The sequence below is a fragment of the Massilia paldalensis genome, from assembly GCF_044901715.1.
Lineage (GTDB): Bacteria > Pseudomonadota > Gammaproteobacteria > Burkholderiales > Burkholderiaceae_D > Telluria > Telluria paldalensis.
In genome coordinates this window covers 861,915-876,865 of record NZ_JBJCIU010000001.1, presented here as the reverse complement: position 1 = coordinate 876,865, position 14,951 = coordinate 861,915, and the positions used below count along the sequence as shown (strand labels likewise).

Sequence of the window (14,951 nt, the reverse complement as noted above, 5' to 3'; positions counted from 1 at the left end):
CTGCTCTCACAGCTGCATCAGGTCGATCAGAATCTGGCGCGTGTTCAGCGGCGCGCCGCCGAGGTGGTAGGCCAGCAGGAAGCGCATCAGCTGCTTGCTCTGGGCCTGCGTCTGCGGGTCCTCGTAGGCCTCGCGCTCCATGTCGATCAGCGTCTGGCCCGCGACGATGGGCCAGGACTCGACGGCCCCGGCCGTGCGCGCGCCGCGCTCCGGGTCGACGACGTACTGGCTGCCCGCCTCGACCGGCGCGCGCGTCGTGCTGCAGCGCGTCAGGTCCGCCGCGACCCCGGTCTCCTTAAGTAGGGCCCGTTCGAATTTTCGCAAGGCGATCTGTGCAGGTTCTCCATGCGCCAGTTCGTTCAGCGTCGAAATATAGTGCTGGAACAGGGCCGGATGGGGGTCGTCGCGCGCCAGCAGCTTGACCAGCAGCTCGTTCAGGTAGAAGCCGCACAGCAGCGCCGTCTTTTCGATCGGCAGCATGCCGCCGACCCATTCGGCGTCGATCAGCGTGCGCAGCTCGGACTTGCCCGAGAACGAGATCGACAGCGGCTGGAAAGTCTGCAGCACGCCGCGCAGCTTGGACAGCGGCCGCTTGGCGCCCTTGGCCACCACGCCGATCCGCCCGAAGTCGCGCGTGAACATGTCGACGATGAGACTGGTTTCCTTGTACGGGTAGCTGTGCAGCACGAAGGCCGGCTGACCGTTGACGCGGGTATCGCGCACGGGCGCGCGGCGCTTGGCGGCGGTCGTGGAGGCCGCGGGGGCTTCCTGGTCGTGGTCGATGATGTCGTCGTCGCGGCTGGGCATGCGCAATGATAACCCGGGTGGGGAGGATGCTGTGAACCGTCGTCCCTGCGCAGGCAGGGACCCAATCTTCATGCGACGTCGTGCCGCGTGCGCAACGGCTTCGTTTGAAGAAATTGGGCCCCTGCCTGCGCAGGGGCGACGTCATGTGCGGGAATTATTCGTAGCCGTACGCCCGCAAGCCTGCCTCGTTATCGGCCCAGCCCGACTTCACCTTGACCCAGATTTCCAGGTACACGGGCCCGTCGAACAGCTTTTCCATATCCAGGCGCGATTGCGTCGAGATTTCCTTCAGGCGCGCACCCTTGTTGCCGATGATCATCGATTTATGGGTATCGCGCTCGACCAGGATGGCGGCGAAGATACGGCGCAGATTGCCTTCCTGCTGGAATTGCTCGATCAGCACCGTGCTCGTGTACGGCAGTTCGTCGCCCAGCAGGCGGAACACTTTTTCGCGCACGATCTCGGCGGCGAGGAATTTCTCGCTGCGGTCGGTGATGTCGTCCGGGCCGAAGACGGGCGGATTCTCCGGCAGATGGCGGCGGATCTCGCCTTCCAGCGCATCGACCTGGAAGCGCAGCTTGGCCGACACGGGCACGATGGCGGTGAAGTCGCGCAGCGACGCCATCTTGGCGGCGAACGGCATCAGCTCGGCCTTGTCCTTCATTCGATCCGATTTATTGATCACCAGGATCACCGGGACATTGGTCGGCAGCAGGTCCAGCACTTGCTGGTCGGCCGGGCCGAAGGTACCCGCCTCGACGAGGAACAGGATCACGTCCGACGCCGTCAGCGTGTTCGACACGGTCTTGTTCAGCGTCTTGTTCAGCGCGTTCGCATGGCGGGTCTGGAAGCCCGGCGTGTCGACGTAGATGAACTGGGCGTCGTCGCGCGTCTGGATTCCCGTGATGCGGTGGCGGGTCGTCTGCGCCTTGCGCGAGGTGATCGAGACCTTGGCCCCGATCAGCACGTTCATCAGCGTCGACTTGCCGACGTTGGGACGGCCCACGATGGCGATATAGCCGCAGCGAAAATTATCCGGGGTCATGCCTGCTGCGGCGGCGTCGACGGGGTTGCTGTCCATGTTCATAGTGGTTCCTGCTCCGGCTGGTCCGGAAAATGGTGCGGCCGCTCGCGCGGCCCGGATACGGTGGTGCCCGCCGCGCTTATTCGCGGTGCGGGCGCTGCTTGGCCGGCGCGGGCGCCGACTGCAAGGTCAATTCGCCGGCGACGGGCTCGTCGCTCTGGTCGGTGGCGATGCCGGCCAGTTTCAGCTGGGCCGCGCGCGGACGCGACTTGCGCGCCGCCGACGGGCTTTTCTGCATGGCCTGCTCGGCCACTTCCAGGGCCAGGCGCGCCGCCGCCTGCTCGCCGGCGCGGCGGCTGCCGCCGCGGCCGAACACCTGGATGCCGAGCTTGGGCACCAGGCATTCGATCTCGAATTCCTGGCTGTGGGCGGCGCCGTGCGTGGCGACGACGTTATAGGTCGGCAGCGAGATCTTCTTGCTTTGCAAGAATTCCTGCAGCAGCGTCTTGGCATCCTTGCCCAGCGTGCGCGGGTCGACCGAATCGAGCAGCGGGATGTAGAAGGCGCGGATGGTGGCGCGGGCCGCGTCGAAACCGCTGTCGAGGAAGATCGCGCCCAGCAGGGCCTCGAGCGTGTCGGCCAGGATCGACGGCCGGCGGAAGCCGCCCGATTTCAACTCCCCCTCGCCCAGGCGCAGGAAGTGCGACAGTTCCAGCTTCTGGGCGATCTCGTACAGCGTCTGCTGCTTGACCAGGTTGGCGCGCAGGCGCGACAGGTCGCCTTCGGCCAGGTGGTCGAACCGTTCGTACAGGATCGAGGCGACGACGCAGTTCAGGATCGAGTCGCCGAGGAATTCCAGGCGCTCGTTATGCACGCTGCTGTGGCTACGGTGGGTCAGCGCCTGCTGCAGCAGGCCGGTGTCCCGGAACGTGTAACCTAGGCGAGTTTGCAATAACTGAAGATTCATTGTCGTACCAATCTGTTGGGCCGGCGCCGAGCCGGACTTCACGATGGTCCGCCTCCTTGCCGGCTGAATTACTGGGCGCGGCCAGCCTCTTCCACCGCCACCACGCCGCTCGGGTCGGTGGTGCCGGAGAAATCGAACAACAGGCTGACGTTGCCGGTGAGCGGTACCCGCTTCTCGTAGGCGAAGCTGACCTGCACGTCGTTGCCGTCGCGGGTAATGACCAGGTCGCGTCCCTGGACCGCGCTGATGTCGTTAATGCCGGCGTTGCGGTCGAACGCCTGCTGTATCTCGCGGACGGTGCCGCCCGCGGCCTTGGCCGCGGCGATCGCGTTCTTGACGGCGCGGTACTCGATGAAGGCCGGCACGGTCTTGATGACCACCAGCGCGATCGCGCCCAGCACCGCCAGCACGACGATCAGGCCGGACAGCGATACCCCGCCCTCCTTGCCGAACCGCCGCATCGTACGCGCACCCATGCCGCTCCGTTGTCCTGCCACGCCCATCGCCCCGGTCCTTTAGTGGATACCGCCGATGCGCTTCAGGTCGCCGAAGTTCATCCAGACGAACACGGCCTTGCCGACGATGTTCTGGTCCGGGACGAAGCCCCAGTAACGGCTGTCTGCGCTGTTGTCGCGGTTGTCGCCCATCATGAAGTAATTACCCTCCGGCACGATACAGGTAAATTTATCGTAGGAGTAGGTGCAATTCTCGTGATGGGGGAACTCCTCCACGGCAGCCAGGTTGATCGGGCGGGCCCCATCCATGTTCAGGATGCGGTGCGGCGCGTTCTGCAGCTTTTCCAGGTATTGCTTGTGATACACCGGACGCTCGTCGTCGAGGTAGTCGTCCAGCGGCGTGTAGGCGACCGGCTGGCCGTTGACGGTCAGGCGCTTGTTCTCGTAGGTGATTTTATCACCCGGCACGCCGATCACGCGCTTGATGTAGTCCTGGCTCATGTCCTTCGGGTACTTGAACACCATGACGTCGCCGCGCTGCGGATTGCCCACCTCGATGATCTTCTTGTTGAGCACCGGCAGGCGGATGCCGTAGTCGAACTTGTTCACGAGGATCAGGTCGCCCACCAGCAGGGTCGGCACCATCGACGAGGACGGGATCTTGAACGGCTCGAACAGGAAGGAGCGCAGGACGAACACCAGGGCGATCACGGGGAAGAAGCTGCCCGAGTACTCGACCCAGGTCGGCTGGCGCAGGATCGACGCTTCCAGCGCCGCGCGGCTGCCCGCGTTGCTGTCGGCCTTGATGCCGTCGGCCGTCAGCTTGGCGTAGCGGGCGTCGTACTCGGCCAGGGCCTTGTCGGCCCGGATGCGGCGCTGCTTGGACAGCACGAACACGTCCAGGCACCAGATGACGCCCGTGACCACCATCGCGACGAACAGGATCAGGGCAAAGTTCCCGAGAATCAGTTGCAAATTCATTTCTCTTCCACTTGGAGGATGGCCAGGAAGGCTTCTTGCGGAATCTCCACCGAGCCCACTTGCTTCATGCGCTTCTTACCGGCTTTCTGTTTCTCGAGCAGCTTCTTCTTGCGCGAGATGTCGCCGCCGTAGCACTTGGCCAGCACGTTCTTGCGCAGCGCCTTGACGTTCTCGCGCGAGATGATGGTGGCGCCGATGGCGGCCTGGATGGCCACGTCGAACATCTGGCGCGGGATCAGTTCGCGCATCTTGGCCGCCACCTGGCGTCCGCGGTACGGCGCGTTGGCGCGGTGCACGATGATCGCCAGCGCATCGACCTTCTCGCTGTTGATCAGCATGTCGACCTTGACGACGTCGGCGGCGCGGTATTCCTTGAACTCGTAGTCCATCGACGCATAGCCGCGCGAGGTCGACTTCAGGCGGTCGAAGAAGTCCAGCACGATCTCGGCCATCGGGATCTCGTAGTGCAGCTTGACCTGGCGGCCGTGGTAGGCCATGTCCATCTGCACGCCGCGCTTGCCGTTACACAGCGTCATCACGGCGCCGACGTACTCTTGCGGCATGTACAGGTTGACGTCGACGATCGGCTCGCGCACTTCGTTGATCTTGGACGGTTCCGGCATCTTCGACGGATTGTCGACGCGCACCATGGTGCCGTCGCGCATCTCGACCTCGTAGACGACGGTCGGCGCCGTCGTAATCAGGTCCATGTCGAATTCGCGCTCCAGGCGTTCCTGCACGATCTCCATGTGCAGCAGGCCCAGGAAGCCGCAGCGGAAGCCGAAGCCCAGCGCCTGCGACACTTCCGGCTCGTACATCAGGGCGGCATCGTTCAGCTTCAGCTTTTCCAGCGAGTCGCGCAGCGCGTCGTACTGGTTCGCTTCCACCGGGAACAGGCCGGCGAACACCTGCGGCTGCACTTCCTTGAAGCCCGGCAGCGGCGCCGGCGCCGGACGGCTGGCCAGCGTGACCGTGTCGCCCACCTTGGCGGCCGTCAGTTCCTTGATGCCGGCGATGATGAAGCCCACCTGCCCCGCCTTCAATTCCGGCAGCGACACGGAGCGCGGCGTGAACACGCCGATGTTCTCGACCAGGTTCACCGACTCGGTCGCCATCAGCAGGATCTTCTCTTTCGGACGCAGCGTGCCGTTGACGACGCGCACCAGCATCACGACGCCGACGTAGGGGTCGTACCAGGAGTCGACGATCAGCGCCTGCAGCGGCGCGTCCGGGTCGCCCTGCGGCGGCGGGACCTTGGCGATCAGCGTCTCGAGCACGTCTTCCACGCCCAGGCCCGTCTTGGCCGAGCACACGGTGGCGTCGGACGCGTCGATGCCGATGACGTCCTCGATTTCCTTCTTGGCGTTGTCCGGGTCGGCGTGCGGCAGGTCGATCTTGTTCAGGATCGGCACCACTTCCACGCCCAGGTCCAGCGCCGTGTAGCAGTTGGCGACCGTCTGCGCTTCCACGCCCTGCGACGCGTCGACGACCAGCAGCGCGCCTTCGCAGGCGGACAGCGAGCGCGACACTTCATAGCTGAAGTCGACGTGGCCCGGCGTATCGATCAGGTTCAGGTTGTAGGTCTGGCCGTCGCGCGCCTTGTACTGCAGCGCCGCGGTCTGAGCCTTGATGGTGATGCCGCGCTCGCGCTCCAGGTCCATCGAGTCGAGCACCTGCGCGTCCATCTCACGCTCCGACAGGCCGCCGCACAGCTGGATGATGCGGTCGGCCAGCGTCGATTTGCCGTGGTCGATGTGGGCGATGATGGAAAAGTTACGTATGTTTTTCATTCAAAACTCAAAACCAAAAAGAGCGGGACGCGGCCCAGGCCGGCGGCGCCGAAGTCGGCGCGCCGGCGGAATACGAAAAAAGCGCTCCGGCGGGACGATGCGGCCCCAGGCGAGCGCCTTGTCGGGCGAATCGCTGACCGGGCCCGGGGCGGCGGCAGACGAAATCGCTTCCAATCGCGCATTTTACCGGATTTCGGGTTAGAAAGCCCGGTTTCCGCGAGAGACCACATGCCACATCGTCAACAGCCGCACCCGGAGCGGCTGCCCCGGCCGACACCATGGTTGCCCACCGTCAAGTATTTGCGGGCTCAGCCGTTAAGAAGGTATCGCCGCACCGACGCGGCCCACCCTGCCCGACTTTGCCTCCGACTCCGCCATGATCCTGACCCGCGACCCGCAAGCCTGGACCGACCTGTACCAGTATCCGATCCAGGAGCGCATCCTGCCGCTGCCGGCCGAGGTGCGCGACTTCGTGCTGCAGGTGAACGAGGCCACGGGCCTGGACGCGGTGCCGGAGGCCGTGGAGCCGGCGCCGGCGCTGCACGCCGACCTGCGCCAGGCGCTGCGCGGCATGCCCGCCGGCGTGCTGGGCCTGATATCGCCGCTGCTGCTGGGCATCTGCCTGGGCCGCGGCCTGGGCTCGTCGGGCGCCACCGACATCGTCGTCGACGCCAGCGACGGCCGCATCCTCGGCTGCGTCGTGCTGCTGGACGTCGACATGATGGCCGGCCACACGGCCAATTCCTGGGCCACCTGGAAGGACAACCTGCCCTTCGCGCAAGGCGCCGGCTTCGCGCTCGACACGACGATCGCCGCGCCGCACGACGACACCCGCGCGAACGCCCTGCAATTCCTGCTGCTGCACGAATTCGGCCACGTGCTGACGGCCGACGGCAACTTCCTGCCGCGCTGGTGGGAGGCCATGCCGGACACGCAATTTAGCTGGGAGTTCTCCTACCTGGCGCTGAGCTGGACGACCGACGCCTTCGGCCGTTTCGTAGCGCAGGCACGGTCCGACTTCGCGCTGCGCGACGCCGTCGACTTCTACGGCAAGCGGCAGCTGCACGGCGACGCCATCGTCACCGCCTATGCCGGCCTGGAGGGGGCCGACTTCGCCAGCCTGTACGGCGCCACCAATCCCTACGACGATTTCGCCGAATGCTTCGCCACCTACGTCCACGTCGAGATGCTGGGACGTCCGCATGCGCTGCGCATCGACCTGGACGGCGAGCCGCAAGCCTGGCTGGAGGGCTTCTGGTCCAGCCCGAGGAGCAATGCCAAGCGCGCGTTCATGGAACGCATGCTGGGCCTGGACACGCCCGTCGTCGTGGCGGCCAACGAGGCACTGGCGCGCGTGGCGGCGTGATGGCGTGACGGCGGCGGGTCGACAGCCTGCGCGCGCCCTCACCGCTTCCGCGGACGCATTCGGGCGCTGGTCAGGCGTCTGTCCGAGGGTCGGGCGTCGCGCCGGCCGTCGCGTGGGAGACGTGGGCAGCGAGCGCCGCCTCGTCGAGGAAGTAGTGGCACAGTTCGACCTGGCCGGCGCCCGCCGCCAGCACGGGCACCAGCTCGTCGTAGCGGGCGACGAGGGCCGGGTCGGCATCCACGTCGACGATGTCGAGCCGGTAGCCGACGCCGGCACGCGCCATGAAGGCACGCACGGCGGCGGCCATGTCCTCGCACAGGTGGCAATAGCTGCGCGAGAACAAGGTCAAGCGGATCGTCACGGACGCGGCTTGATCACGACGTATTGCGTTGCCGGACCGCGGCGCACCAGCAGGGCCACCGATTTCTTCGGATCGAGCTTGCCGACCAGGCCATTGAACTGCGCCGCGGAGGTGACCGGGGCATTGTTGATCTGCAGGATCAGGTCGCCCGAGCGGATGCCGGCCGTGGCCGCCCGTCCGCCGACCACCTCGACCAGCACGCCGCCCTCGACCTTGAGTTCGCGCTTCTGCGCGGCCGACAGGTCGGAGACCTGCAGGCCCAGTGCGTTCGGCGCCTGTTCCGGCGATTGCTTCTTCTGCTTGGCGGCGTTGCCCTTGTCCGGCTGCTCTTCCTTCAGTTCCTCGATCGTCACGGGCAGCTCCACCTGGGCGCCGCGGCGCCACACGGTGATGGTGGCGCGGGTACCCACCGGGGTGCCGCCCACCTGGCGCGGCAGGTCGGTGCTCTTCTCGATGTCCTTGCCGTTGAACTTCAGGATCACGTCGCCGACCTTGACGCCGGCCTTCTCGGCCGGGCCGCCCGGCTCGACCATCGCAACCTCGGCGCCGCGCGCCTTGCCCAGGCCCAGCGCCTCGGCGACGTCGCGCGTGACTTCGCTGATCTGCACGCCCATGCGGCCGCGCGTGACCTTGCCGGTCTTCTTGATCTGGTCCGACACGCGCATCACTTCGTCGATCGGCACGGCGAACGAAATGCCGTTGTAGGCGCCGGACAGCGTGGCGATCTGCGAGTTGATGCCGATGACCTCGCCGCGCATATTGATCAGGGGGCCGCCCGAGTTACCGGGATTCACGGCGACGTCGCTCTGGATCAGCGGCAAATACTCGCCGGTATCGCGCGACTTGGCGGAGATGATGCCGGCCGTGACCGTGTTCTCCAGGTTGAACGGCGAGCCGATCGCGATCACCCACTCGCCGGCGCGGATGCGGTCGGAGTCGCCGATGCGCACGCTGGGCAGGTTGCGGGCGTCGACCTTCAGCACGGCGACGTCGGTGCGGCGGTCGGCGCCCAGCACCTTGGCCTTGAATTCGCGCCGGTCGGTCAGCGTGACGATGACTTCGTCGGCGCCTTCGACCACGTGGGCGTTGGTCAGCACGTAGCCGTCGTCGGAAATGATGAAGCCGGAGCCGACGCCGCGCTGCACTTCGCGCTCTTCCGGCTGCTGCTGCGGCCCGCCGCGCCGTCCGCGCGGCGCCATCTGGCCGCCGAAGAAGCGGCGCAGGAATTCCTGCATCTCCTCGTCGCCGCCCATGCCGCCGGCGCCGTCCTCGCCCAGGCGCACGACCTCGGTGGTGCGGATGTTGACAACGGCGGGGCCGACCTTGTCGACCATGTCGGCGAAGTCCGGCAGGCCGGCCACCGTCGCCGTGGCGACGGGAGCGGCCGCCTGGACCGGGGAAACCATGGACGTTGCGCCGGCAACCATGAGTGCCGACAGGATCGCGCTACGAATTTTGCTTGTCATAATCTCATCAGGTGAAGGGCTTGGTGCCCCAATGGTAAGACAAAAAGCCAATATTGTCGCGTTGGCACGGCTTGGCGGAAAAATGGGCTGGATTGCGGGCCCGGCAGGGCAAGCACGGCGCGGGAACGCAAGAAAATGCGCGAGCACATGCGCCAGCACATGGTGGACGATCGGGCGCACGCGTGGCGCCCGGCAGCGCGCGTGCCTGCCCCGGGTCGCTGGCCCTGGCGAGACGGTCCGGCTAATTTGGCCCGATGACGTTGGCCCAACTAATTTGGCCGGACGACGTTGGCCCGACGACGTTGGCCCGACGACGTTGGCCAGACGACGTTGGCCAGACGAATGTGGCCCGGCAACCGTGGCCACCCGGCGGCGACGCGGCCGCAGCCGGGTAGCGGACGGCGCCTAGCGCGGGCCGGCGACCGCGGCGGCGCTGGTGGCCGGCTCGTCCACGGCGCCGTTGCGCTTGCCCGGCAGCGGTTCCTCCGCCAGGCGCGCCGCCAGCCGCACGGCAAAGCCGGGCGACAGCTCGGGGCCCGCGTGTTCGCGCAAGGCGTCGCCGATCAGGCAGTTGCGCCGCCAGGCTTCGTCGCCGGCCGGCGTGCCCAGGGCAGCCATGGCCAGTTCGATGTCGGCCTCGGGCAGCGCCCCGTCCATCAGCGCCGAGATGAGTTCGCGGTTTTTCTTGTTCGTATCCATCGGTATGCCCGTCGGTAGTGATCCTTCGGAAAGCCGCTGCCGGCTGGTGGCTGCACGATGCAGGTCCGGGTCGGGGGCCTTCCTTTGTCTGCAGTATCGATCATCGCTACTTGGAGCCTTTCCACGGCCCCTACCGACGTTTGTCAGCCGAGATGTCGAGCAAGGGCCTCAACTTGTCGGCAATGACTTCGCGCGCCCGGAATATCCTGCTTCGCACCGTACCGATTGGACACGCCATCACTTCGGAGATTTCCTCGTAGCTCAAGCCTTCAATTTCACGCAAGACAATTGCTGTCCTCAACTCCAGCGGCAGCGCCTCCATGGCGGCATTCACCGTGTAGGCGATCTGCTTGCTGGCTAAAACGGACTCTGGCGTATTAATGTCGCGCAGACTGTCCGCGTCGTCAAATCCTTCGGCACGTTCGGCGTCGGCTTCGGTCGAGGTCGGAGCCCGCCTGCCCTGGGTGACGAGAAAGTTTTTTGCCGTGTTGATACCAATGCGATACAACCAGGTGTAGAACGCCGAGTCGCCACGGAAGTGGCGCAGCGCGCGGAAGGCCTTGATGAAGGTCTCCTGCACCACGTCTTCCGCCTCGGCCGGATCGTGGACGAGGCGCGATACCAGCCGCATCAGGCGGCGCTGGTATTTCGCCACCAGCAGGTCGAACGCCCGGCGATCGCCAGCCTGGACGCGCTCAACCAGCAGTTGATCACACTCGCGTTCGGTCGTCACTGAACATTGCCCCGTTGGCTGCGGCGTCCTGGCGCGCTTGACGGCCTCCCCATGGCGGCGCTGCATCGTCGTTCCGGACCGGCGTGCCGTCGTCGACGATGGGCCTTGCCCTGGGGCCTTGGTCAAGCGCTCTCGTTAAGAAAAATAGTCCGCTGCAATAAGTTCATCGTGGTGTCTCGTATTCCGTCTCCGCACGCCGTCCGATGGCCGCCAGCGCGACGGCGAGTGCGCGCCAGCTCTCGCCATCGACGCTATCGCGCCAGACGTGCAGCACATGTGTGCGCGGCCGGGTGCCTGTTCCCGGCACGTGCCAGCGCAGCAGCATCAGCAGCGGCCACACGACCGAGCCGGGCAGCAGACGGGCCGCCGGGATGTCGTTACATGGCGGCGCATGCAGCACCTGTTGTACCGTCACGCGTAGTTCACCGGTTCCAGAAATATCAATCCGGTGCGTCTTAGGACGGCGGGCCGCGGCCGCCAGCAGGACCACCGCGGCGAACAGCAGCGCGGCCGCGACAAGGGGCGCGGCGCGCACCTGCGCGCTCGCGTGCGCCACGGCGCAGGCGGCGGCCAGCTGGGCCAGGGCGGCGCCCGTGAGTACGCAGCGGAAGGCGCGCGAGGGCCTGACGAGCGCGGAAACGGCGATCGACATGGGATACCGGGTTGGTGGAAAGGCGGGCGCATCAGCGGGCACGTTAGCCGGGCCCGACAAGCTGTCTGAAAAGACAAACGCCCATTCCCTTTGACAGGAATGGGCGCTAATAAGTTCGACGCTGAAGTCGGAACTTAGATTTTCGCGAACACGAGGGTACCGTTGGTACCACCGAAGCCGAACGAGTTCTTCACCGCGTAATCGATCTTCATGTCACGCGCCGTGTTGGCACAGAAGTCCAGGTCGCACTCGGGGTCCTGGTTGAAGATGTTGATCGTCGGCGGCGAGACCTGGTTGTGGATCGCCAGCACCGTGAACACCGATTCCAGGCCGCCCGCGCCGCCCAGCAGGTGGCCGGTCATCGACTTGGTCGAATTGACGACGATGTGCTTCGCGTGGTCGCCGAAGGTGCGCTTGATGCCCTTCACTTCCGCCACGTCGCCCACCGGGGTCGAAGTGCCGTGCGCGTTCACGTACTGCACCTGGTCGGGGTTGATGCCGGCGTATTGCATGGCCGAGACCATGCAGCGCGAGGCGCCGCTGCCGTCTTCGAGCGGTGCGGTGATGTGGTTGGCATCCGCGCTCATGCCGAAGCCGACGACTTCCGCATAGATCTTGGCGCCGCGCGCCTTGGCGTGCTCGTACTCTTCGAGCACCATCACGCCGGCACCCTCGCCCAGCACGAAGCCGTCGCGGTCGCGGTCCCACGGACGCGAGGCGGTCGACGGATCGTCGTTGCGGGCCGACAGCGCGCGGGCCGAGGCGAAGCCGCCCAGGCCCAGCGGCGACACGGTCGATTCCGCACCGCCGGCGATCATCACGTCGGCGTCGCCGTATTCGATCAGGCGCGCAGCCGAACCGATGCAATGCAGGCCGGTGGTGCAGGCGGTGACGATCGCCAGGTTCGGGCCGCGCAGGCCGAACTTGATCGACAGGTCACCCGAGATCATGTTGATGATCGAGGCCGGGACGAAGAACGGCGAGATGCGGCGCGGGCCGCGGCTGTCGTACTCCGCCTTGGTGTCTTCGATCATCGGCAGTCCGCCGATGCCCGAGCCCACCATCACGCCGATGCGGTCGGCATTTTCCTCGGTGACGACGAGGCCGGAATCCTGCAACGCCTGGATACCCGCGGCCATGCCGAAATGGATGAACGTATCCATGTGGCGGCCTTCCTTGCCGGGCAGGTATTCCTCGACGTTGAAGTTCTTCACTTCGCCCGCGAAGCGGGTCGAAAACGACGATGCGTCGAACTTGGTAATGTTGGCAATGCCCGACTTGCCCGCCAGTGCTGCTTCCCACGCGTCGGCAATGGTATTGCCGATCGGGGAGATGCAACCCAGGCCGGTAACGACGACACGACGGTTGCGTGAACTCAAGCGTTTCTCCTGAAGTCCTGAATGCTTAGGCCTTGACGTGCGCCTGGGCGTACTCGATGGCCTGACGAACGGTGGTGATCTTCTCGGCTTGCTCGTCCGGGATCTCCATTTCGAATTCGTCTTCCAGTGCCATCACCAGTTCAACGGTGTCCAGGGAGTCTGCGCCGAGGTCGTCAACGAACGAGGAATCGATTTTGATGTCAGCTTCGGCAACACCCAGTTGCTCAGCGACGATTTTTTTAACGCGTTGTTCGATATCCGACATGTTATGGCTCCATTAGGTATGTGTTGCGGAAAGTGCGCGCATTTTATCAGGGTTTGCGCGTTGAAAAACTATTTTCAGCGTCTGACGCTAAATCGTTTCAAACTACTGCCAACTGCTGAGAATTGTACTTGAAAGGAGCCAACCACCACCGGCAAAGTCGCTCCTTCCAGTCTCTTCTTAGTTCATGTACATGCCGCCGTTGACGTGCAGTTCGCTGCCCGTGATGTAGGCGGCCTGCGGGCCGGCCAGGAAGGCGACGGCGTGGGCGATGTCTTCCGGCTGGCCCAGGCGGCCCAGCGGGATCTGCGTCAGCAGCGCCTCGTGCTGGCCTTCGCCCAGCGCCTTGGTCATGTCGGTATCGATGAAGCCCGGCGCCACGCAATTGACGGTGATGTTGCGGCTGCCGATCTCGCGCGCCAGCGCACGGGTCATGCCGGCCACGCCGGCCTTGGCGGCCGCGTAGTTCATCTGGCCCGGGTTGCCGGCCGCGCCGACCACCGAGGTGATGTTGATGATGCGGCCCGCCTTGGCCTTCATCATGCCGCGCAGCACGGCGCGCGACAGGCGGCCGACGGCGGTCAGGTTGGTGGCGATCACGTTGTCCCACTCCTCGTCCTTCATGCGCATCGCCAATTGATCCTGGGTGATGCCGGCATTGTTGACGAGGATGCCGATGGTGCCGACGTCCTTGGTGATGGCGTCGATGACCGATGCGCACTGGGCCGCGTCGGTGACGTTCAGCACCATGCCCTTGCCGCCGAACTCGGCGAGGTATTCGCCGATGGCGGCGGCGCCGCTTTCGGTGGTGGCGGTGCCGACCACCCTGGCGCCCTGGCGGGCCAGTTCGAGGGCGATGGCCTTGCCGATGCCGCGCGAGGCGCCGGTGACGAGGGCAACTTGGTTTTGCAGGTTCATGCGTTTCCTTCTTCTATTCTCGGTAGGGTGGGCACCACGTGCCCACCGGGCGCCGAGGTGCCGCAAGCAAATGGTGGGCACGGGTGCCTACGCCGGCCGCGCCCACCCTACGATTCTCAGCCGTTGACCGACGCCAGCACACGCTCCAGCGCGGCCTGGTCGACCAGCGCCTCGCCGGCCAGCACCGGATCGATGCGCTTGGCCATGCCGATCAGCGTCTTGCTCGGCGCGCACTCGATGACCGAGGTCACGCCGTCCGCCGCCATCTTCTGCATGGTCTCGACCCAGCGGACCGGTCCGGCAGCCTGGCGCACCAGCGCGTCCTTGATCGCGGCCGGATCGTTCAGGATAGCCACGTCGACGTTGTTGATCAAGTCGATCTGCGGCGCACGGAAGGTCAGGTCGGCCATATAGTCGCGCAGGCGGTCCGACGCGGGCTTGAGCAGCGACGAATGGAACGGGGCCGACACGGCCAGTTTCATGGCGCGCTTGGCGCCCTTGGCCTTGGCGATCTCGCAAGCGCGCTCGACGGCGGCGGTGTGGCCGGCGATGACGATCTGGGTCGGTTCGTTGAAGTTGACGGCTTCGACAACGTCACCCGCATTTGAAGCTCCCTTTTCGGCTTCGGCGCACACGGCGATCACGTCCTCGGCCGGCAGGCCCAGGATCACGGCCATGCCGCCCTGCCCGACGGGCACGGCATCCTGCATCGATTGCGCGCGGAAACGCACCAGCGGCACGGCATCCTTGAAGTCGATCACGCCCGCGGCCACCAGGGCCGAGTACTCGCCCAGGCTGTGGCCGGCGACGACGGCCGGCTTGGGACCGCCGGCGGCGATCCAGGCGCGGTACACGGCCACGGCCGCGGTCAGCATCACGGGTTGCGTGTTGGTGGTCAGGTCCAGCTCTTCCTTCGGGCCTTCGGCGATCAGCTTGCCGATGTCCAGGCCCAGGGCGTCCGATGCCTCGGCGACGGTCTCCTCGACGACCGGGTTGCCGGCGAAGCCGTTCAGCATGCCGACGGCTTGCGCGCCCTGGCCCGTGAAGAGGAATGCGAATTTGCTCATATTCAGGAAATCCTTCTTGTTATT

General features: G+C 65.8%; 16 protein-coding genes. 1 reads left to right on the top strand and 15 read right to left on the bottom strand.

The features are described 5' to 3' along the window. Positions 1-6 precede the first annotated feature (6 nt). The 6 genes from recO to lepA form a co-directional block, all read right to left on the bottom strand. Positions 7-807: a DNA repair protein RecO gene (gene recO / locus ACI1V7_RS04015; RefSeq protein WP_404530455.1), complete on the bottom strand. Its 801-nt coding sequence runs from the start codon at positions 805-807 to the stop codon at positions 7-9. A gap of 154 nt (positions 808-961) precedes the next feature. Then, positions 962-1,888 (bottom strand): GTPase Era, encoded by a 927-nt coding sequence (era, locus tag ACI1V7_RS04010; RefSeq protein ID WP_404531535.1) that lies wholly within the window; start codon positions 1,886-1,888, stop codon positions 962-964. A gap of 82 nt (positions 1,889-1,970) precedes the next feature. Further along, a complete protein-coding gene (rnc, locus tag ACI1V7_RS04005) occupies positions 1,971-2,798 on the bottom strand; it encodes a ribonuclease III (protein WP_404530454.1) in 828 nt (275 codons plus the stop codon). Positions 2,799-2,866: 68 nt separating this feature from the next. Then, positions 2,867-3,274, bottom strand: a complete 408-nt coding sequence (locus tag ACI1V7_RS04000; RefSeq protein ID WP_404530453.1) for a DUF4845 domain-containing protein — start codon at positions 3,272-3,274, stop codon at positions 2,867-2,869. Positions 3,275-3,313: 39 nt separating this feature from the next. Further along, complete coding sequence (gene lepB, locus ACI1V7_RS03995; RefSeq protein ID WP_404530452.1) at positions 3,314-4,234, bottom strand: signal peptidase I; 921 nt, start codon at positions 4,232-4,234, stop codon at positions 3,314-3,316. Beyond that, on the bottom strand, positions 4,231-6,024 hold the full coding sequence (gene lepA, locus ACI1V7_RS03990) for a translation elongation factor 4 (protein ID WP_404530451.1): 1,794 nt from the start codon (positions 6,022-6,024) through the stop codon (positions 4,231-4,233). Before lepA ends, lepB begins: the two co-directional genes overlap by 4 nt. 376 nt (positions 6,025-6,400) lie before the next feature. Between lepA and ACI1V7_RS03985 the strand changes: the two genes are divergently transcribed. After that, positions 6,401-7,390, top strand: a complete 990-nt coding sequence (locus ACI1V7_RS03985) for a hypothetical protein (RefSeq protein WP_404530450.1) — start codon at positions 6,401-6,403, stop codon at positions 7,388-7,390. A gap of 70 nt (positions 7,391-7,460) precedes the next feature. Here the strand turns inward: ACI1V7_RS03985 and ACI1V7_RS03980 are convergent, their stop codons facing one another. From ACI1V7_RS03980 to fabD, 9 genes are all read right to left on the bottom strand, one after another. Further along, a complete protein-coding gene (locus ACI1V7_RS03980; RefSeq protein ID WP_404530449.1) occupies positions 7,461-7,751 on the bottom strand; it encodes a glutaredoxin family protein in 291 nt (96 codons plus the stop codon). Next, the gene (locus tag ACI1V7_RS03975) at positions 7,748-9,157 is read right to left on the bottom strand and encodes a DegQ family serine endoprotease (protein WP_404530448.1); all 1,410 of its coding nucleotides are present in this window, start codon (positions 9,155-9,157) and stop codon (positions 7,748-7,750) included. Before ACI1V7_RS03975 ends, ACI1V7_RS03980 begins: the two co-directional genes overlap by 4 nt. Before the next feature lie 465 nt (positions 9,158-9,622). Next, on the bottom strand, positions 9,623-9,916 hold the full coding sequence (locus tag ACI1V7_RS03970) for a sigma-E factor negative regulatory protein (RefSeq protein WP_404530447.1): 294 nt from the start codon (positions 9,914-9,916) through the stop codon (positions 9,623-9,625). Positions 9,917-10,046: 130 nt separating this feature from the next. Further along, on the bottom strand, positions 10,047-10,649 hold the full coding sequence (gene rpoE / locus ACI1V7_RS03965) for an RNA polymerase sigma factor RpoE (RefSeq protein ID WP_290411305.1): 603 nt from the start codon (positions 10,647-10,649) through the stop codon (positions 10,047-10,049). 163 nt (positions 10,650-10,812) lie between these two features. After that, positions 10,813-11,301, bottom strand: coding sequence for a protein YgfX (locus ACI1V7_RS03960; protein ID WP_404530446.1), 489 nt, complete (start codon positions 11,299-11,301; stop codon positions 10,813-10,815). 134 nt (positions 11,302-11,435) lie between these two features. Beyond that, positions 11,436-12,680, bottom strand: a complete 1,245-nt coding sequence (fabF, locus tag ACI1V7_RS03955) for a beta-ketoacyl-ACP synthase II (protein ID WP_290411307.1) — start codon at positions 12,678-12,680, stop codon at positions 11,436-11,438. Positions 12,681-12,705: 25 nt separating this feature from the next. Beyond that, on the bottom strand, positions 12,706-12,945 hold the full coding sequence (gene acpP, locus ACI1V7_RS03950) for an acyl carrier protein (RefSeq protein WP_036168404.1): 240 nt from the start codon (positions 12,943-12,945) through the stop codon (positions 12,706-12,708). 177 nt (positions 12,946-13,122) lie between these two features. Then, entirely contained in the window at positions 13,123-13,860 is a 738-nt protein-coding gene (gene fabG, locus ACI1V7_RS03945; RefSeq protein WP_404530445.1) for a 3-oxoacyl-ACP reductase FabG, read from the bottom strand. 116 nt (positions 13,861-13,976) lie between these two features. Beyond that, complete coding sequence (gene fabD / locus ACI1V7_RS03940; protein WP_404530444.1) at positions 13,977-14,927, bottom strand: ACP S-malonyltransferase; 951 nt, start codon at positions 14,925-14,927, stop codon at positions 13,977-13,979. Positions 14,928-14,951 lie beyond the last annotated feature (24 nt).

Bases quoted from the DNA above. Each gene is read 5' to 3' on its own strand.
- recO (WP_404530455.1), bottom strand. From the start codon at position 807: ATGCCCAGCCGCGACGACGACATCATCGACCACGACCAGGAAGCCCCC.
- era (WP_404531535.1), bottom strand. From the start codon at position 1,888: ATGGACAGCAACCCCGTCGACGCCGCCGCAGCAGGCATGACCCCGGAT.
- rnc (WP_404530454.1), bottom strand. From the start codon at position 2,798: ATGAATCTTCAGTTATTGCAAACTCGCCTAGGTTACACGTTCCGGGAC.
- ACI1V7_RS04000 (WP_404530453.1), bottom strand. From the start codon at position 3,274: ATGGGTGCGCGTACGATGCGGCGGTTCGGCAAGGAGGGCGGGGTATCG.
- lepB (WP_404530452.1), bottom strand. From the start codon at position 4,234: ATGAATTTGCAACTGATTCTCGGGAACTTTGCCCTGATCCTGTTCGTC.
- lepA (WP_404530451.1), bottom strand. From the start codon at position 6,024: ATGAAAAACATACGTAACTTTTCCATCATCGCCCACATCGACCACGGC.
- ACI1V7_RS03985 (WP_404530450.1), top strand. From the start codon at position 6,401: ATGATCCTGACCCGCGACCCGCAAGCCTGGACCGACCTGTACCAGTAT.
- ACI1V7_RS03975 (WP_404530448.1), bottom strand. From the start codon at position 9,157: ATGGTTTCCCCGGTCCAGGCGGCCGCTCCCGTCGCCACGGCGACGGTG.
- ACI1V7_RS03970 (WP_404530447.1), bottom strand. From the start codon at position 9,916: ATGGATACGAACAAGAAAAACCGCGAACTCATCTCGGCGCTGATGGAC.
- ACI1V7_RS03960 (WP_404530446.1), bottom strand. From the start codon at position 11,301: ATGTCGATCGCCGTTTCCGCGCTCGTCAGGCCCTCGCGCGCCTTCCGC.
- acpP (WP_036168404.1), bottom strand. From the start codon at position 12,945: ATGTCGGATATCGAACAACGCGTTAAAAAAATCGTCGCTGAGCAACTG.
- fabG (WP_404530445.1), bottom strand. From the start codon at position 13,860: ATGAACCTGCAAAACCAAGTTGCCCTCGTCACCGGCGCCTCGCGCGGC.
- fabD (WP_404530444.1), bottom strand. From the start codon at position 14,927: ATGAGCAAATTCGCATTCCTCTTCACGGGCCAGGGCGCGCAAGCCGTC.